The sequence below is a fragment of the Streptomyces sp. NPDC023157 genome (assembly GCF_055560575.1).
This window is the reverse complement of sequence record NZ_JBVHIL010000008.1, coordinates 299235-316737: the sequence shown is the minus strand read 5'-3', so window position 1 is coordinate 316737 and position 17503 is coordinate 299235. Positions and strand designations below refer to the sequence as shown.

Genomic DNA, 17503 nt, shown 5'->3' with positions numbered 1-17503 from the left:
GAGCGCGCGCTGTCTCGTGGTCATCTGTGCGCGTCAGGGACGCATGGCTTCTACTGTGCCGCTGAGTCCTCCAGAGGCCGCCGCAGGGCACTGTGCCCGTGAGCCCAGGCTCCGCGGATGTGGTCGGCGAGGCGGTCCTCCAGGAGAACCGTCGCGGCGCAGCCGAAGGCGATGTCGGCTTCGAGGGCGGGTTCTTCGACGAGGAGTCCGCCGATCACCTCGCGCCGTACGACTTGCTCGTGTACGGCGTCGGCTTCCACGTGCTCCGTGTAGAAGTGTTCGGCGGCTGCCCCCGCCTCACAGCGGCGCATGGCCTTGGCCAGGCGCCTGGATCCGGGGGACGAGGTGACCTCCACACAGGCGAAGTGCCCCACAAGAGCTCCCCGCAGGGCGCGGTGCAGCCCGAAGAGGGACATCAGGTTCACGGTCGCGAGGAGACTCGCGGGCGCACAGTCCAGATATCGGCCGTAGGTGGCGTCCAGGTCCAGATCGGCCATGAGGTCGGCGAAGAGCCGGGCGTGGATCCGGTCGGCGCGTCCGGCACCGAACTCGTCGTACTCGATGGCGACCATGGCGGCCTTGGCCCTCCCCGTGAGGCGGGGAATGACCCAGGCGTGCGGATCAGCCTCCTTGAGGTGGTACAGCGACCGAAGCGCGGCGTACTCACGCAGCTGCCACAGTTCCCCTTCGGTCTGGAGATGATGACTGAGGCTTCCTGACAGGTCCACAGGCTCCACGAGCAGCGGGGCGAAGGCGGCCTCGACGGTCTGGGGCGCTTCGCGGAGCTCACCGCGCAGCGCATGGAGGAACCGTGCTTCCATCGTCTGCCGTAGCCGCAGCAGGTCAGGGTCCCATTCTCGTGCGTCGTCCACACCGGAGAACCCCCGGTAGTGCAGTTCGTACAGCAGGTACAGAGCCAACTGGAAGTCCTCTCCCCACGGATCGGCCTCCGCTGCCTCACTGCCGCACGGCGGTGGCGCGCCGCCCATCCGCAGGGCTTGCACGACGGCGCCGGACAAGGTGCCGCGACCCTCGACCAGGCAGGGGCCGACGGCAGAGGGAACAGGCTTCGGGCCGCGAGGAGACATCAGCGGCTCCCGTCGTGCGGGTCCGGGGCGGCTCGCTCACGGCGGCGGTGGCTGGTGTCGCACCAGGGGTACATGCGACTGCGGCGGCAGGTGCACACGGCAGTCATGAAGCGGTCAGAGCGAGCAGTGGTCCCGTCTTCGAAGACGATCTCGACGGGCCCTTCGATGAGGATCGGTCCCTGTGGATCCACCTGCACTCTGCGCACGGAGGCTCCGCGGGGCGGGCGGGCGTCGGCGTCAGCTGCTGTTTCGGGCACGGATGACCACCAGCTCTTCCCATTCCTCGGCCGACTCGGCCAGCCCCTGCTTCTCCAGCCAGCAACGTCGCGAACGCAGGACGGGCCCCCAGGGCACGGTGGCCTTGGCGGTGACCTCCGCGGACAGCCCCGCACGGGTCAGGCGGTCCAGGGTCTCCTGCGCCCCGCTCATGCCCGACTGCACCATGAGCAGGGCCCCGCCGGACCGCAGCAGAGCCGAGGCACTCGCGCAGATCCGATCGATCACCAGACGCCCATCAGGACCTGCGTCCCAGGCGCGCTCAGCGCCACGTGTCGGCAGGACTGCGCCCGGGGCGGGAACGTAGGGCGGATTGGTGACGATCAAGTCGTAGCGGCGGCCTGTGGCACGTTCCGCGAAGTCCCCATGCAGGACCCGCAGGGGCAACCGCTGCACAAGGGCGTTCACGCGCGCCGTGACAACCGCGGGCCAGGAAACGTCGACCGCCGTGACCGCGGCGCCCCTTCGCGCGGCATGCAACGCCAGCGCGCCGGTTCCGGTGCCGATCTCCAGCACGTGAGTGCGCGGATGGAGCTCCTCGCGGGCCAGCGCCTCGGCGAGCAGCCGCGTGTCGGCCTGCGGACGGTACACCTTTGGCAGGACCACGAGGCCATCCGGCAGCCTCCTCAAGGACACAGCCGTACCGGACATCGTGCACCTCCGAAGGTAGAGCGGGCCATGCGCACACGCAGGCCCTCGACGTTCATCACTCACTGCGCCTGCCCCGGGTGGGGCACCTCATTCGGCCGTACGGCGATCTTCACCTCTGATCGCCGTCCGTCGCGCGCCGGCTACGGCGGGCGCTAGGTCGCGCCGATCGCGTACCTCCTCAGCGTCGGACCGGGACACGACGGACTCAAACGGACTCATCACTCTTCCCGCAGTACGCGGATGCTGGTGACGTCCGTGTCGACAGCGTCCGGCACGACCGTGCCCGCGTCCACGCCGGAACGCAGGTAGCGCAAGACGTCCCCGGTGAGGCGTTCGCCGGGCAGCGCTGCCGGAATACCCGGCGGGTACGGAGTCAACATCTCGGCGGCGATCCGGCCGTCCGCCTCCCGCCAGGGCACCTGCTCCGTGCGTCCGAAAAAGGCGTCTCGCGGCAGCACCGCCTGCTCCAGTCGCAGCCGGGACGGCGGCGGGACGGACACGGGGCGACCAGTGCGGAGCCCCGGGGCATCAAGCACAGGCGCCTTCGACTGGTCCATGGCCCGCGTCTGCCCCTGCCAGCCCGCAAAAACCAAATCCGGTACGTCGCAGCTCACTGGGGAGCGGGAAGCCGCCCCGACCACTCCCGCACATCTCTACCGCACATCTCTACCGCACGTCTCTACCGGACATCTCTACGGGACATCGAAGACGACGTCGTCCGCCTCGCAGATCACCGCAGACATGTTGCGGCTCATCATCTGCAGCGCCGCGCCGGCCAACTCGCCATCGATGTGGGCCACAGCGTCGGTCGGCACCACGACGTCGAAGTGGCGAATGTGTGCGTCCAGAGCCGAGTACAGCACGCACTGCTCGGTCACCTGCCCACACAGGATCAAGCGTTCGACTCCCAGTTGTCCCAGCAGGTAGCCCAGAGGCGTTTCAAAGAAGATCGAATGCCGGGCTTTGACCACGAAGAGTGAATCGTCATCTGGGATTACCGACTCGACCAGGTCCTTATGGCGGCCCGCGAGTGCGGCTTGCAGGATCTCCCCGTGATCGGAGCGCCAGTCTCCGAAATTGTCGTTCACGTAGACGACCGGCGACCCGCACGCGCGGGCGCGCCCGATCAACGCCGTGATACCGGCCAGCGCCTCGCGAACTGACGGAACCAGCACCTCGGCGTCCTCATGGGCGTAGGTGTTGAGCATGTCGATCACGATGAGCGCCGTCCGGGGCAATCGAGCCACCTCCTTGCCCACCCCTTCGTTCACCCCAGTCTCCCCTGCCTGGGACTGAGCCGCGCTCCACCCGATCCCATATCCGTTCGATGTGGGATACGGAAGTCCGCCTCACAACGCGGCGGCCAGAAGTCAGGCGGCAGTGGCAGCAGTTCGTCCGAGCGAACCAAGGACGAGCTTTACGAAGAGGCGAAGAAGCGCAATATCGACGGCCGCTCGACGATGAACAAGAAACAACTGAAGAACGCCCTCGACCACTGATAGCCCAGGACTGCGGCACGGCAGCACGGCGGCAGGCCCAGAAAGGGGCCGGCCGGCAGGCGGGTCACGGACGCCGACCGGGCGGAGCTTCAGGCCCCGCGCCGAGGAAGCCGACGGAAGGGGCGTGGCACTTGCCGCTGCTCAAGCCCGGAGTGCCCGTTCCAGTTGTTCCTTGTTCATATGCGAGCGGCCTTCGATGCCCTGAGCTGTGGCCTCGTGGCGCAACTCCTGCAGCGTGCGGTGGGAGGTGCTGTGGTTGCCGGGGTGGAGGACGACCTTGGTCCATCCGTCATCGCGGTTGTCGAAGTGCTCGTAAGCGGAGGGGGCCTCGTCGAGGCCCAGCTCGTGGGAGACGAGGAAACTCGGCTCGGCCTTGCCACCGGCGATCAGGTCACGCAAGGCCCGGTTGTACCGCTTCACCGGGGCCTGGCCGGTTCCGATCCGTTGGCCTTTGAACCACAGCATTCCGAAATCCAGAGGTATTTTCCCCTGGGCTTCGAGCTCGCCCTGGGCTTCGGCGCCGCCGGGGTCTTCGGGTAGGAAGACGCCTACTACTCCGATGCTTCCGGTGAACCGGACCGTGTCGATGAGCCCGTTCATCGTCAGCGTCGCGTCCTCGGTTCCCTGGGGGTCGTGGGCCTGGTAGCCGACGCATTCGCAGCCGTTGTCCGCACCCAGCCCCAGAGTGGCCTCCTTGACCACGTCGGCCGGGTCCTGTTCTGCCGCGTTGATCGCAATCGCGCCGATTTCCTCCGCCTTTCGAAGCCGGTCGGGCTGGTGGTCGGCGACCCACACGCGGCCGGCGCCCTTGAGGATCGCGGAATAGGCGGCCATCAGGCCGACCGGGCCCGCGCCGTAGACGATGGTCTGGTCGCCGGGCCTGACCCCCGCCATCTCGGTGGCGTGATAGCCAGTGGGGAAGATGTCGGCCAGCATCACGTAATCGAGCTGCCGCGCGGGGGCGTCCTCCCCCAGACGCAGGGCGTTGAAGTCACCGTAGGGAACGCGCAGGAGTTCGGCCTGGCCGCCCTGATAGGGGCCCATTTCGGCGAAGCCATACGCGGCGCCTGCCTTGTCCGGCTCGGGCTGCATGGTCAGGCAGTAGTTCGTCAGGCCCTGCTCGCACTGCTTGCAGAAGCCGCAGGCGATGTTGAACGGCAGGACCACCCACTCGCCGACCTTGACCTTGCTGACGGCCTTCCCCACCTCCACCACCTGGCCGAGGTTCTCGTGGCCGAGGGTCCGGCCCGCTTCGAAGGAGGTGCGGCCCTCGTACATGTGGAGGTCGGAGCCGCAGATGTTGGTGGTGGTGACCTTCACCAGGATGTCAGCAGGGTGCTCGATCTTCGCGTCGGGGACTTCCTTGACCGTCACGGACCGGGGCCCCTCGTACACTGCCGCTTTCATGGTCTTCCCTACCGGCGCCGCCGTGCGTCGTTCTTCACGATGGGAGCCGCGCCTTGATGGATGCCGGGACGAAGGCGGTAAGACCGTGAGGTGACGTCCGCCTCCGCGGAGTATGCGTCTCTCCGTCGCGTCTACCCCGGCTCGTCCACGGCAGCCATGGCGAATCCTCCGACTTGGGCGCCATCGGAGCGCGAGCGAGGCACTACCGCATCCCGCTCGGCGGTGCAGAAAGAGGACTGCGGGTCGCCTGGGGAGCCGACCCAGGTCCGGAAGGGCACCAGCTCGTCGCGCTGCGGACAGCGAGCAGCTCACCGGGAGCCTTCTTCACCCAGCCCGACGGGCCTCTGCCGTCCGGCCCCCCGAGCGGCGGGGGCGCTTCCGGTGGCGGCCGAAGGTTCAGGAAGTGAACTCGAACCGGTCCAGGCCCGGTACTCCGCCAAGGCGGCGCGGACGTCTCGGGCGTCGATGCTGGGCCTGCCGGACGGGCTGCTGATGGAGGAGTACCTGCGGAGGTTCTCGATGGCGGGCGGCCGCGCCCCTCGGTTGGCCTGGTTGGACTGTGGCAGTGGTGGGGACGGGTATGCGGGGCCCTGGGAGCTGGGGCCCGCATGGGTCGAACGGCTTGAGCCGGCAGCAGCGGGGGGCGGCGCGCTTCCGGGTGGCCGAGGCGGTCGCCGGCCGGCCGGGGGAAGCTCCGGAGGGGTGGCGGCGGTGGGCGGACAAGGCGTTCCACCCCCCTCAGCCGTGGCGGCAGTTGCTCGGCACGGCGGTCCGCCCGGCCGCGGGCGCCGGGGGGCGGCGAGGACCACAGCTACCGGCGCCCGTCCCGGCGCTCGGCCGGCGTGCCCGGCGTCATGCCGGCGAGCCCGCGACGCATGCCACCCCGCGTCTGCGTCGTGATCCACACCTCCGGGTCGGTGAGCGACGCGGAGCTGGGCAGCACGCTGCTGGATCGTCGCCCTGACGGACGGGCAGACGCCGTGGCCCTCCGCGCAGCCGCCTTGCCGCCCGGTCGTCGGCCTCTTCCCGCGTGCGTCCGACTCCGCGAAGGAGGACGACGCGGACTGCACGCCGGACGCTCCGCCCGTCTGGGCACGGATCCTTCCCATCGGGTAGCGGGGAGGGCGTCGGGGCCGGTTGCCGGGGTCAGGGCCGTCAAGGCGGACAATGGGCGGTGCAAGAGTTTCCGGCAAGCAAGGCCGGAGCGGAAGCAGGCGTGGGCGGCGGTACATGTGAGGCCATTGGTGGATGGCCGGGACGACGGCTGTACCGTGTCCGCCGGCCGGCTCCGCTCCTCAGGATCCGCCGGACAGAGCCTCCAGAGGGGACGCATGACCGAGACCGGCAACACCGAATCCGCCGCGAGTGACGCGCCGGCGGCGTCACGGAGCCCCCTGCAGCGCCTGATGCGCTACATCCCCTTGGTCGCCCCCCTCCTGCTGTGGGCCGTACCGTGCTGGGTTCTCCTCCACACCGGTCAGCGCTGGCCGGTTCCCGTGGCACTGAGCGGCACCGCACTGTTCGTCCTGGGCCTGATCGGGATGCCGCTCGCGATGATGCGTGGCCACGGGCGTCGCCAGCAGGACCGGGCGGCGATCGTCGGTGCCACGCTGCTGGGCGGTGTCTGGGTCCTGTTCACCTGGTCCGTGCTGCTCGGCGTCCTGCTGCGGCTCGCCCTGGCCGTGGTCGGTGTCGGTGACGGACAGGACCGGGCGCGCATCGTCACCTGGACCGTCCTCGGTGTGACGGCCGTCCTGCTCGCATGGGGGTACGTCGAGGCCCGGCGCGTGCCGCGCGTGCGGCGTCTCGACGTGACGCTCCCGCGCCTGGGGGCCGGGCTGGACGGCACACGTGTCGCTCTGATCACCGACACCCATTACGGTCCGCTCGACCGCGCCCGCTGGTCGGAACGGGTCTGCGAGACGGTGAACACCCTGGAAGCCGATCTCGTCTGCCACACCGGCGACATCGCGGACGGCACGGCCGAACGCCGTCGCACCCAGGCGGCCCCGCTTGGCACGGTGAAGGCGACGCGCGCCCGCGTCTACGTCACCGGCAACCACGAGTACTACAGCGAGGCTCAGGGCTGGGTCGACCTGATGGACGAGCTGGGCTGGGAGCCGCTGCGCAATCGTCACCTGCTGCTCGAACGCGGCGGTGACACCCTCGTGGTCGCGGGCGTCGACGACGTCACGGCCGAGTCCTCCGGGCTGGAAGGCCACCGGGCCCACCTCGCCGGGGCCCTCCAGGGCGCCGACCCCGACCTGCCCGTCCTCCTCCTCGCCCACCAGCCCAAGTTCGTCGACCGGGCGGCCGAACACGGCATCGACCTCCAGCTCTCGGGCCACACCCACGGCGGCCAGATCTGGCCGTTTCACTACATGGTCCGCATCGACCAGCCCACCGTCGCCGGCCTCAGCCGCCACGGCGCGCGCACTCTTCTCTACACCAGCCGCGGCACCGGGTTCTGGGGCCCGCCGTTCCGCGTCTTCGCCCCGAGCGAGATCACCTTGCTCGTCCTCCGCTCCCCGCAGCGGCCCGCCTCTTCCTGAGAAGCCTTGACCAGGGCTCCAAGGCCGGCGGTGGGCGGGGCGGGGCAGCAGCAGCTACTCCACGAGCCTGACGGGCCGATTCCGCCGTCGTACGCGACGGCGGCGGGTGGTGTGCAGAGCGCGGTTCCCACGCTCATGTCCAACGGCGCTCGCGGCAGGCGTACGACGGAGGGGGTCGGTTCGGCGGCGCCTTCAGGCCCGGAAGAACGCCCTGCTGGCGATGAGATGGGCGACGGCGACGTAGACGACCGCGGGGATACCGTAGTCAAGCAGCACCTGGAGGGTGTGTCCGGCGAAGTCGAAGAGCCCGATCGACCAGCCGGCCAGCCAGTCGGCGGCTGAATGGAACCACCCCCCGACGGTGTTGCCCCTGTTGGCGTCGAGCAGGTCCAGGAGTATCCAGGCGACAAGGATGCCCGCGAACACGTGGGGGTCCATTGCCGACGGTGGACCGGATCGGCCGGCACCAGGGGCTCGATCCGGTCCCACATCGCATCAGTGATCACTGATCGGACGGATCCGTCCGATCAGCCGACCAACCGATCCAAGAAGCACGCTCCAGCTGCCCGTTCAGTAATACATGAACGTCGGGATCAAGCCGCCGCCACTGGCATTCGGTATCGTTACCAGCCCGCCGGGTCCGACGCCCCTGCTGTTCGCGACGTTCACCACGTCGTAGACCGAGCCGTAGTTGCCCATCCAGTGCCATGAGGGGTCAGCCCTCTGAGTCTTGCAGGCGTTGACGAGCTCGATGCCTTGCTGGGCGGTGAGAACTTGGTCAGCCCCCGGCCTGTAGCAGCTGGCGGCCGGCATTGCCGGCGCCTGCGGCACGGGTGCGGCGGAAGCTGGAGACGCCAGACCGAGCAGCAATGCGGCGGGCGCGGCCACGATGGCGAGGGTGCGAAGTCGGTTCATGGTTGGCCTCCCTGGCTAGCCCCCTGTCTCGGAACCGAGATCTGAACCGACCGTAGAGTCGCCGAGTGCAGTACCACCATTCAGACGCACCCATTCGAGTGATGACGAGCTGCCGGTCCGGGGATTTTGCTGATTGGCCCGGGGGGGGCTGAGCTGGGAAGTTGTTGGGTGATTACCGGGCGGGCCCGGGAGGGTCGCCACCGCACGTCGCCGAGGCCGCCCTGTCCGACGTCAACGTCCCGGTACGCGCCCCGGGTGGATCACCCAGCCGTCATCGGTCCGAGGTAGGTGCCACCGGAGACGTCGATGGTTTGACCGGTCACCCAGCGGCCCTGCGGGCCCACCAGGAAGCCCACCACATCCGCGACGTCCTCCGGCTCGCCGATCCGTCCGAGCGCGGTAATCGACTCAAGTCCGGCGACCGCCTCGGGAACCGCAGCATAGGCGGCGATCATGTCGGTCAGCACCACCCCGGGTTCAACCGTGTTCACGGTGATCCCGCGTCGGCCCAGCTCGTTGGCGAGCGACGGGCCGAGAGCCGCCAGCGCCGCCTTGGTGACGGTGTAGCCGATCTGGAGCGGGTTCGCGATCCGGGTGGCCGCCGAGCCCATGTTGACGATCCGTCCGCCGTCGCGCAGCAAGGGCAGCACCCTCTGAACCACGAAGATCGGCGTGCTCACGTTGACCGCCAGAAGCCGCTCGAACTCCTCCTCGGTGAGCTGCCCGATCGAACTGACCGAGTGCATACCCGCGTTGTTGACCAGGATGTCCAGGCCGTCCGCGTCATGCTCCGCCAGCCCGGCGGTGAGTCCCTCGAACAGCCGGTCCACCGCCCCGTTCTCGCCGAACAGGGCCCGCACCGCGAACGCCCGGCCGCCGGCCTCGGCGATCCGCGCCACAGTCTCCGCGGCAGCTGGCTCGTTGCCCCCGTAGTGGACCGCGACCAGCGCCCCCTCGGCGGCGAGCCGCACAGCGACCGCACGCCCGATCCCCCGCGAGCCGCCCGTCACCAGCGCGGTCCTACCGTCCAGCTCCCCCACGATCGACTCCCCTCGTGACGCCCCGGTCGAACCCGGGAACGATTCACCCTACGCGCCCACGGTGCAGTGCGGCACTGATCCCTCGTCTCCGGGGCCGGCCGCCCTCGCGTGTGCGGGATATGTGGGCGAACTGCTTGTTCAGCGCGTCGATCCGGGTCGCGAGGGCGGGGTCGTCGTGAGTGAGGGGGCGCTCGATCGCGTCGAGAATTCGGCGGTCATCGGTGGAATCACTCATGGTGACCCGCCCTGGTGCCGGCGGAGACGGCGGACGAACCCGTACGGGATGCGTCCCTCCTCCTCCCGGACTGCGTGTCCTGCCCCGTGATCACGAGGGGCCGGCCCCTGAGCGGGCCGGCCCCTTGTCGGTGTCCGGGGGGCGAGTGCGGGGCTCGGAAGCCCCGGTGCCGGGGGGCTAGAAGCCCTTGACCACCCAGTCCTGGACGTCAGGGGTGGGGCTGCCCTGGGTCCATAGGGTCAGCCAGACGCCGTTGCCGAAGGAGTTGCCCTTCGGCGTGATGGCCTTGCCGTAGGCGTTCACGGCGCTTCCCTCGGCCGAGGGGGCGAACCGCTGGACGTCGCTGGAGGGGTTGCACGTCCACAGGGTCAGGAGCGCGCCGTTGGTGTTCGCGCCGTTCGCCTCGGGGGTGATGCACTTGCCGCTCGCCTTGTGGACGATCAGCCCGTTCTCGTACTTCCAGCGCTGGGCGTCCGCTCCCGTGCAGGTCCACACCGTGATCGGCGTGCCGTTGGCGGTGCCGTTGCCCTGGGGTGTCGCGCAGACGGAGCCCGCCTGGTGGAAGTTGGTGAGCCAGCTCCAGCCGTCGACGGGCTTGCCGGCGTCGGGCTCGATGTTGAACACGACCCTGCGCGGTCCGCTGGAGTCCACGAGCGCCTCATTGGCGCCCCAGAGCCGCTTGGCGAGGGGGTCCCAGGAGAGACCCTGGGTCAGCTGCGGCGCCTGGGTGAGGACGTGGGGCGCTTCGCCGGGCTTGGCCACGTGGATGCAGGAGTAGAGCTCGGTGCCGCCCGGCCAGTACGTCGGGCACGTGCCGCTCATGTAGTAGTTGGTGCCGTCCGTGGCCGTGCCCTGGATGCCCCAGACGGGCGAGGAGTAGCCCGTGGTCTCCGAGGCCACCGTGGCGGGAAGGCCGGTGCCGAGGGCCGACAGGGGCCAGCGGACGATGCGGGCGCCCGCGCCCCTGCGGTTCTCCACCGAGACCAGGGCCGGCGTCGCGCCGGATCGGTCGACGCTGAGGCTGCTCAGGCACAGCTCGTCGTTGACGGTCGGACCGCAGGCGCGGGGGCTGTTGTTGACCCAGGCCGTGGAGACGTTGTCGACCGCGGCCGTGCTGATGGTGCTGTAGCGGGCGACGAGCGGCATCGCCCAGAGGTGGAACCGGGCGGAGGTCTTGCCCGCGTTCAGGCGGGTGAGGGCGCTCGTGGTGTCGTTCATGCGCCACATGCGCGTCAGGTCGAAGACCTGGAGTTCCGCGCCGTTGGCGACGAAGAGCCGGTTGCCGTACCAGGCGACGCCGTCCGAGTGTGAGGTGTACTCAAGGGGCTTGAAGTTGCCGTTGACCGGCTCCACAAGCGCGATGTGTCCGTACGTGACCTGGCCGCCGGTCGACTCCGTGATCGTGACCCGCGCATAGTCCTCGACGGTTTCCGGATTCCGGCCCGCGACCCACGTGCCGTGGTACCAGGCGGTGGCGGTGAGGGAGCGCCCCGCGTACAGCCCGTCGGCGGTGGCGGCATGCGAACCCGCGAAGCCCTGCGGCATCCAGCCGCCACCGCCGTCCGCGTAGTTGGACCGGTCGTCCTCGTCGTCCCAGCAGAACCCGTCGGGCTTGAGGGCGCCGTTCAGTCCGGTGGCGTGGCAGAGCCCCGGACGTCCCGTACGGGTGCCCAGGACGTCGGTGACGGACGCCTTGGCGACTCCGGCGGCCTCGGCGGAGTCGATGAGGCCCGTCTTGTCCCCGTCCACGCGGGTGAGCTTGAAGTTCGCGGTGAACGGGTCAAGACCCGAGGCGGCCTGGGCCGGCTGGGCGGGAAGCAGGACCGAGGCGGCGACGGCCGCGCCGAGTGCGAACTGGACGAGGCGGTTTCTTCGCCCGAGCATGAGATTCATTCCGGCAGGCTAAGTGCCTCCATCCGTCCATGATCATCTTATTCACCGGGTCTTCACGCAGGTCACAAGGCCTGCCCAGGCGTCGCGTTGGATGTCCGGCAGTACCTCCAACGGGCGGGAGCGGCCGTTGGCGGATCGACCATTCAGCGTCGGATTCCGTGCCGCTGATCAGTGGAAGAGCTCGTTCCAGTTCAAGGCCCGGGATCCGGCTCGAATGCCGCACGGTCCGAACGACGCACCTTCCTGGGTCAGCGCCTCAGGGAGGCGAGCAGCGGCTGCCAGTCGATGTGGTGCTCCTCCGTGCCCGGCGGGACGAGAGCGAGGGTCTCGTGGACGAAACGGGTGAGCCCGTCCCGGGCGCAGCGGACCGTCGCGCACTCGCCCGGGCTCCCGAGCCGGATGAGGAAGTCGCCGCCGGGGGTGGCGCGCAGGTGGACTTCTCCCGCGCCTGTGGGGGTGTGCGCTGCGGTGAGGACCATCTCCCGGTCCAGCCACCACACGATGGGGTGCTCGCCCGGGAGATGGAAGGCGATGCTCAGGGCGTGGGGATCGCGGGACGCGTAGCCGACGGTGGTGTCGACCGGGACCGAGGCGTCCGGGGTGAGGAGTTCCATGGGCATGTGACGCTTGAGGGTTCGCGGTGCGGGGAGCGGGGTCACGGGGTGCTGGGGCATGGGGTCCTCCTGCTTCGGGCCTGGCGAGCGGGTGCGCTGTCCGCTTGACCCCTCCCGTGTGCGTCACACCTCGTGCGGGCGAGATGGATGTGTCGATCCTGTGGCCGACGCGTGAACACCGGTGCGGGTTCGGTGCGGGAGGCCTCGGCGGGCCGCGTACGCCGCGGCCGGATCAGAGCGCGCGCCATTTCGCCTGGCCGAAGGAGAAGAGCCCGAAGAGGACGAGGCCGGCGGCCACGGCGAGCAGCAGCCAGGGGCCCGCCGGGGTCTGCGCGTACGAACGGATCGCGTCGTCCATGCCCTTGGCCCGGCTCGGGTCGAACGCCGCCGCCGCCTTCACGCCGGAGAACCCGAGCGCGGCGAAGACGAGACCGCGCCCCACGCCGCCGGCCACCCCGGTCACGTCCATGAGGCGACGCTGGTACGTCGTCAGACGCCCCCACGCCAGGTGGTCCCGGTATGTGCGCAAGACCGCCCGGCCGGCGATCCACACCCCTGCCGCCAGTACGCCGACGGCGACCGCGCCGACCCACCAGCGGCCGCCGGGGAGTTCGAGCAGGCGGGCGGTGAGGTCCCGGCTCTGCCGGTCGGTCGAGCCCTCGCCACTCCCCCGTTGCCCTGTCGCGAAGGCCAGGACGAGGAAGGCGGAGCCGGCGTAGAAGACGCACCGGCCGGCGGACAGGGCGCGCCTGCGCCCCGTGCCGCCCTCGGGGCCGTCCGCGCCGAGCATCGCCTCCGACAGGCGCCATGCCGCCATCCCGGCGAGTCCGATGCCCAGGGCCCAGAGGAGGACGGCGCCGAACGGGGTGGCCGCTATGTGCGCGACGGCTCCTCCCCGGTCGGCCTGCTCGTCCGTCCCGGTCAGGCCGATGCGTACGGCCAGTACTCCGACGAGCAGGTACAGCACGCCTCGCGCGGCGAAACCGGCCCGGGCACCCACCCGAACTGCCTCGTCGCGGACCGTTCTCCCGGTCAGGGTCCCGGGCGTTCCCGCCTTCGCTTGCGTCATGTCGACTAGCTCCTCTCGGTCGACCTCCTGGTGCCCTCTTCGTGCCGGACGAATCCGGGCCGGGCGGTTTCGACCGGGGACGCGCGGTCAGGCGAACGGAGAGACGAGTCCCGACTCAAGCGCCAGGAGGACCACATGGGCAACGGAGAGCGCCGCATGGACAGCTGGCGGGCGGACGCGGCCTGCCGCGAGGTGGACCCCGATCTGTTCTTCCCCGTGGGGGTGGGCCCCACCGCGCTCGCTCAGGCCGAGGAGGCCAAGGAGGTGTGTGAGCGCTGTCCGGTGCGGGCGGAGTGCCTGCGCTGGGCCATGGACGACTCCCGTCAGGTGACCGGAGTGTGGGGCGGCCTCACCGAGAACGAACGCCGTTCCCTGCGACGGCGGGTACGCCGCACCTCCGACGAGCGGCGCTGACGTCCGGACGGCGTCCCCCTAGGAACCTGAACTGGCCCCCGCACGCACCGTGCGGGGGCCGGACTCCCTCACCCTGACCCGGGGCCAGTCCCTCACCCCGTCCCCGGGGCTCGGGCCAGGAGGGACAGACGGGCCCGGACCCGCTTGCCCTCCGCGTCCGGCTCCACCGCCACGCTCTCGCACACGGCGACGACGATCTCAAGGCCGTGCTGTCCGATCCGGCGCGGATCGTGTCCGCGGGGTACGGGGGCGGCCGCGGCACGGTCGAACACCGAGATCTCCACGACGTCCTGCCGCAGCTCGAGGAGGAGCCGGCAGGGGCCGGACGTGTGCCGGACCGCGTTGGTCACCAGTTCGCTGACCACCAGCGTCGCCAGGTCGACACGGTCCTGCGTCACCGGTCGGTGCCGGACGGCCGGCGCGGCCGTGAGGAAGTCCACGGTGAACGCGCGGGCGGCCCCGATCACGCCGTCGTCGGCGGTGCCGTCGAACACGGCGCTCGCGGACAGCAGGGGTTCCGACGTGGCTCGCTCGGCGGTGATGGCGTCCGTCATGGCCCTGGCACTCCCCTCGTACGGATGGGCGGGCGCGCTGGGCACCTCGTACAACGCTTTTCCCACTTCACGGTTTCCACACCGCCCGTATCCGGGATCATGTTCCGTCACCGTCGCGCCCGGGAGCCGGCGGCGGCCGGGGCGGACCGCTGCCGCCTGAGGGCGGTGCGGCACCGGGTCACCCGGTCTCGGGGCCGAGCCAGTCGAGGCAGACGACGAGGGCGGCGTCGGGGACGGCGAGGCCGGGGGATGTCCCCCGCAGCGCCCGGACGACGGCTCTGGGGGCGTCCGCGCAGCTCAGATGGCGGGCGGGCGCCAAGGCCCGCGCGACCGGGCCGTCCGGCAGTGCCTCGCCGGGCCCGTCGGACGGCGGGTCGGCCGGCTCGCAGGCGACGAACACGAGCCGGTCGCCGGGCTGGAGGCGCAGGCGCTGTGTCGCGTAGACGGTGTCCTCGAACATGCCGAGGGGCAGTTGGCGGTCCAGTTCGATGCGCTCGGTCGTCGTCCCTCGGATCCGCCAGAGCGTAGGCGACCCCGCGTCGACGATCTCGACGGCGCCGCTGGTCAGGTCGACGCGCAGCAGGAGGGCGGCGAGCGAGCTCTTCCCCCGGTGCTGGCCGTAGAGGGCCTGGTCGGTGAGGCTGGCCTGACCGACCAGGTCGAGTCCGGCCCGCCGGGCGTTGCGGATCGCGTTCAGGGCGAGGGTGCTGACCAGGGCGGCCGGTGTGCCGGGGCCGGTGCCTTCGGCGACGACGAGCAGCAGCTCGTCCTCGGTCGCGCTCCAGTCCAGGAGGTGCCCTCCCGAGGTGTAGGCGGGCTCCCAGTAGGCGTGCAGGTCGAACGCCGGACCGGTGCAGGCCCGGCCCGGCAGGGTGTCCCACTGCATCTCCCCGGCGACGGTGAGGGCGCGCGTCCTGCGGGTGCTGCGGTACAGGTCGGTGTGGCGGTCGGCGACCCGCAGGGCGTGTCCGAGCGTCTCCGCGACGCGGCCGAGGCTCGCGACGGACAGCGAGGTGGCGCGCTCCGGGGGGAGGACGACCACGAGGACGCCGAGCCGGTCGGCGCGGACGGTGACGGGAAGGAAAACGGTCGCCGTGGGCCCGTCATCACGGAAAAGATATGGTTGCTGCGTGCGGAAGACGCGACCGGCGGGCCCGGCGTCCACCGGCACGTGCCGCACCCGGGCGGGTGTCTGCACGGGCCGCACGGGCCGCAGGGACGTGCACCCGTAGTCGATGAGCAGCAGGTCGGCGGAGGACGCGGCGTACAGCTGCGCGAGACTGGTACGGAGGGAGTCCAGGAGGAGGTGTGGTGCCGCCCCGCGCAGTGCGCTTTCCACTGTCACGTGTCGATCCACCGAGTCCGTACCGCCTTCTGGAGAGATGTGGGGATGACCGGTCCGTCAGCAGGCCGACGTCCTCGGCCCCGGACGCCCGAGGAGTGTCGGCAGGCATGAACAGCAACCCCGCCCCGTCCCAGCGGGAGCGGCAGCAGACGACGGAGGCCGCCCGGGAGCTCATCGAGCTCTTGGAGGTGCTGTGGGAACGCGGCCGGGACATGGTGTCGCCGACGCCGGTGTCGGCGAGTCAGCTGCGCGTGCTGTACAGCCTGGACCGCGAGGAGGGGATCAGCCTCCGCACACTGGGCGACCTGCTCGGGTCGGCGCCGCCATCGGTGAGCCGCATGTGCGACCGGCTGGAGGCGCTGGGTTTCGTCCAGCGGCTGCCCAGTTCCGTGAGCCGCAGGCAGTTGGAGCTGCGCCTGACCGCCCACGGCAAGGCGTACCTGCGGGACCTCCGGGACCAGCGCGAGGAGGCCCTGCTCGCGGTCATCGGTGCCATGTCGCCGACGAGCCGCAAGGCGCTGCTGCGGGGACTCACCGGGTTCCAGGAGGCACTGGAGCAGGACGCGCCGTCGGCTTCGTCACGCCCTGGCACGTCGCTGAAGGACGTCAGTTCGGCCTGATCGCCGCGCGCCGCCGGCTCCGGCCGGCCGCACACCCCATGTCCCCACTGCCACCCCTCCGCTGATCCTTGCCGCGTCCGACCGGGCACGAGCCAGATGTTGCCTCAAGGATACAGTTGTCACGCGGCAAATGATGACGGGGTCCCGTGCCAGTCGAGACAGACGACGAGGGCGTCGTCCTCCAGCGGGGTCCCGCCGTGGTACGCGGCGAGCTCACGCAGCACCGCCTGCGGCACGTGCGTGGGCGGGAGCAGCCGGGTCCCGCTCAGCGCGCGCGCCAGGGCCCGCTCCCCGTAACTCTCCCCGTCGGGCGAGACGGCGGCGTACACCCCGTCGCTGCCGAAGAGCAGACGGTCCCCCGGGCGCACGGTGAAGCGCTCCGTCACATAGGGGGAGTCCTCGAACATCCCGAGGGGCAGCTGCGCCTCGAAGGAGACGGACTCGACGGTGTGGCCCCGCAGCCGCCACAGACGGGGCGAGCCCGCGTCCACGGCCTCCACCTCACCCGTGACGAGGTCGAAGGAGAGCAGCAGTACCGACACGAAGGCGCTGCCCCGGTACTGCGCGTACACGGCCTGGTCGGCCAGGGCGGCCTGGTCCGCCAGGCCCAGACCGGCCCGGCGGGCGTTGCGGAGCGCGTTGATCGCCAGATTCGTCAGCAGGGCGGCCTCGATCCCCTCCCCCATGCCGTTGGTGACCGTCAGGGTCAGCCGACCGGCCGAGACCGACCAGTCGTAGTTGTCCCCGAAGATCGCGTAGGCCGGTTCCAGATGGGCGCCGAGGGCGAACTCGGGGCGGGCGCACGAGCGGCCGGGAAGGAGCTGCCACTGCATCTCGGCGGCGAGGGTCAGCCGCGTCGCCCGCCGCGCCAGGACGTACAGGTCCGTGTCGCGCTCGGCCACCAGGATCTCGTGCCCGAGCGCCTCGCAGACCTGACCGAGTCCGGGCAGCATGGCCCCGACGTCGGCCCCTGACGGGAACCCGGCGGTGAGGACGCCCATCCGGTCCCCCCTCACGGTGACGGGCAGGTGGACCCGGACCGAGTCGGCTCCGTCGGTGACGTACGGCTCCTGGGCGCCGAAGGCACGCCCCTGGGGGCTGTCGTGGATCGGGACCGACGACACCGCTCCGGGTGGGCGCTCGACGAGCTGGAGCGTTCGCAGTCCGTAGTCGGCCAGACGGAACTCCACCCCCAGCGCGCCGTAGTGCTCCCGCAGGGCGTCCTCCACGACGCTCACCAGCCGGTGCGGAGCTGCCCTGCGGAGCGCCTGCTCCACGTCGGCGATCTCGTGCACGTTCTCCCGCTTCCTTCTTCCCGTGGCGCGGTCCCG

Annotated in this window: 18 protein-coding genes and 3 pseudogenes; 5 read left to right on the top strand and 16 right to left on the bottom strand. The window is 70.7% G+C overall.

The genetic code is table 11. The features are described from left to right. Positions 1-50: 50 nt before the first annotated feature. The 5 genes and pseudogenes from ACZ3ZE_RS27985 to ACZ3ZE_RS27965 form a co-directional block, all read right to left on the bottom strand. Positions 51-1088: an iron-containing redox enzyme family protein gene (locus ACZ3ZE_RS27985; RefSeq protein WP_467261202.1), complete on the bottom strand. Its 1038-nt coding sequence runs from the start codon at positions 1086-1088 to the stop codon at positions 51-53. Beyond that, complete coding sequence (locus ACZ3ZE_RS27980) at positions 1088-1279, bottom strand: CDGSH iron-sulfur domain-containing protein (RefSeq protein WP_467261346.1); 192 nt, start codon at positions 1277-1279, stop codon at positions 1088-1090. Before ACZ3ZE_RS27980 ends, ACZ3ZE_RS27985 begins: the two co-directional genes overlap by 1 nt. Before the next feature lie 46 nt (positions 1280-1325). Next, positions 1326-2015: a HemK2/MTQ2 family protein methyltransferase gene (locus ACZ3ZE_RS27975; RefSeq protein WP_467261200.1), complete on the bottom strand. Its 690-nt coding sequence runs from the start codon at positions 2013-2015 to the stop codon at positions 1326-1328. A gap of 218 nt (positions 2016-2233) precedes the next feature. Beyond that, positions 2234-2545: pseudogene (locus ACZ3ZE_RS27970) on the bottom strand (Orn/Lys/Arg family decarboxylase); the annotation flags it as partial. Positions 2546-2707: 162 nt separating this feature from the next. After that, positions 2708-3253, bottom strand: a complete 546-nt coding sequence (locus ACZ3ZE_RS27965; RefSeq protein WP_467261198.1) for a cysteine hydrolase family protein — start codon at positions 3251-3253, stop codon at positions 2708-2710. Positions 3254-3355: 102 nt separating this feature from the next. Between ACZ3ZE_RS27965 and ACZ3ZE_RS27960 the strand changes: the two are divergent. Next, positions 3356-3514: pseudogene (locus tag ACZ3ZE_RS27960) on the top strand (plasmid stabilization protein); the annotation flags it as partial. Between the two features lie 141 nt (positions 3515-3655). Here the strand turns inward: ACZ3ZE_RS27960 and ACZ3ZE_RS27955 are convergent. After that, positions 3656-4921, bottom strand: coding sequence for a glutathione-independent formaldehyde dehydrogenase (locus ACZ3ZE_RS27955; protein ID WP_363293390.1), 1266 nt, complete (start codon positions 4919-4921; stop codon positions 3656-3658). 462 nt (positions 4922-5383) lie between these two features. Between ACZ3ZE_RS27955 and ACZ3ZE_RS27950 the strand changes: the two are divergent. Further along, positions 5384-6037 (top strand): annotated as a pseudogene (locus tag ACZ3ZE_RS27950) (DUF2201 family putative metallopeptidase); the annotation flags it as partial. 215 nt (positions 6038-6252) lie between these two features. After that, positions 6253-7473 carry a metallophosphoesterase gene (locus ACZ3ZE_RS27945; RefSeq protein WP_467261196.1) on the top strand — a complete coding sequence of 407 codons (1221 nt, stop codon included), beginning with the start codon at positions 6253-6255 and terminating at the stop codon, positions 7471-7473. A 192-nt stretch (positions 7474-7665) separates the two neighbouring features. Here the strand turns inward: ACZ3ZE_RS27945 and ACZ3ZE_RS27940 are convergent, their stop codons facing one another. The 7 genes from ACZ3ZE_RS27940 to ACZ3ZE_RS27910 form a co-directional block, all read right to left on the bottom strand. Beyond that, positions 7666-7911, bottom strand: coding sequence for a hypothetical protein (locus tag ACZ3ZE_RS27940; protein WP_467261194.1), 246 nt, complete (start codon positions 7909-7911; stop codon positions 7666-7668). Between the two features lie 132 nt (positions 7912-8043). Then, positions 8044-8388, bottom strand: coding sequence for a hypothetical protein (locus ACZ3ZE_RS27935; protein ID WP_363293393.1), 345 nt, complete (start codon positions 8386-8388; stop codon positions 8044-8046). Between the two features lie 260 nt (positions 8389-8648). After that, positions 8649-9428, bottom strand: coding sequence for an SDR family NAD(P)-dependent oxidoreductase (locus ACZ3ZE_RS27930; RefSeq protein ID WP_467261192.1), 780 nt, complete (start codon positions 9426-9428; stop codon positions 8649-8651). A gap of 43 nt (positions 9429-9471) precedes the next feature. Continuing rightward, positions 9472-9663, bottom strand: coding sequence for a DUF3040 domain-containing protein (locus ACZ3ZE_RS27925; RefSeq protein WP_467261190.1), 192 nt, complete (start codon positions 9661-9663; stop codon positions 9472-9474). Positions 9664-9840: 177 nt separating this feature from the next. Next, positions 9841-11556, bottom strand: a complete 1716-nt coding sequence (locus ACZ3ZE_RS27920; RefSeq protein WP_467261188.1) for an RICIN domain-containing protein — start codon at positions 11554-11556, stop codon at positions 9841-9843. 248 nt (positions 11557-11804) lie between these two features. Beyond that, positions 11805-12230, bottom strand: coding sequence for an SsgA family sporulation/cell division regulator (locus tag ACZ3ZE_RS27915; protein WP_361631197.1), 426 nt, complete (start codon positions 12228-12230; stop codon positions 11805-11807). Between the two features lie 172 nt (positions 12231-12402). After that, positions 12403-13239 (bottom strand): DUF1206 domain-containing protein, encoded by an 837-nt coding sequence (locus ACZ3ZE_RS27910; protein WP_467261186.1) that lies wholly within the window; start codon positions 13237-13239, stop codon positions 12403-12405. Between the two features lie 156 nt (positions 13240-13395). Here ACZ3ZE_RS27910 and ACZ3ZE_RS27905 point away from each other — a divergent pair, with 156 nt between their 5' ends. Further along, positions 13396-13653, top strand: coding sequence for a WhiB family transcriptional regulator (locus ACZ3ZE_RS27905; RefSeq protein ID WP_361174285.1), 258 nt, complete (start codon positions 13396-13398; stop codon positions 13651-13653). Positions 13654-13745: 92 nt separating this feature from the next. On the opposite strand, the gene ACZ3ZE_RS27900 is transcribed toward ACZ3ZE_RS27905, so the two are convergent. Together ACZ3ZE_RS27900 and ACZ3ZE_RS27895 are read right to left on the bottom strand one after the other, a co-directional pair. After that, positions 13746-14207 carry an ATP-binding protein gene (locus ACZ3ZE_RS27900; protein ID WP_467261184.1) on the bottom strand — a complete coding sequence of 154 codons (462 nt, stop codon included), beginning with the start codon at positions 14205-14207 and terminating at the stop codon, positions 13746-13748. Between the two features lie 178 nt (positions 14208-14385). Next, positions 14386-15552, bottom strand: coding sequence for a PP2C family protein-serine/threonine phosphatase (locus ACZ3ZE_RS27895; protein WP_361631129.1), 1167 nt, complete (start codon positions 15550-15552; stop codon positions 14386-14388). Positions 15553-15659: 107 nt separating this feature from the next. Between ACZ3ZE_RS27895 and ACZ3ZE_RS27890 the strand changes: the two genes are divergently transcribed. Then, positions 15660-16172: a MarR family winged helix-turn-helix transcriptional regulator gene (locus ACZ3ZE_RS27890; RefSeq protein ID WP_361631132.1), complete on the top strand. Its 513-nt coding sequence runs from the start codon at positions 15660-15662 to the stop codon at positions 16170-16172. Between the two features lie 119 nt (positions 16173-16291). Here ACZ3ZE_RS27890 and ACZ3ZE_RS27885 read toward each other — a convergent pair whose 3' ends face one another. Further along, positions 16292-17467, bottom strand: coding sequence for a PP2C family protein-serine/threonine phosphatase (locus ACZ3ZE_RS27885; protein ID WP_363293467.1), 1176 nt, complete (start codon positions 17465-17467; stop codon positions 16292-16294). Positions 17468-17503 lie beyond the last annotated feature (36 nt).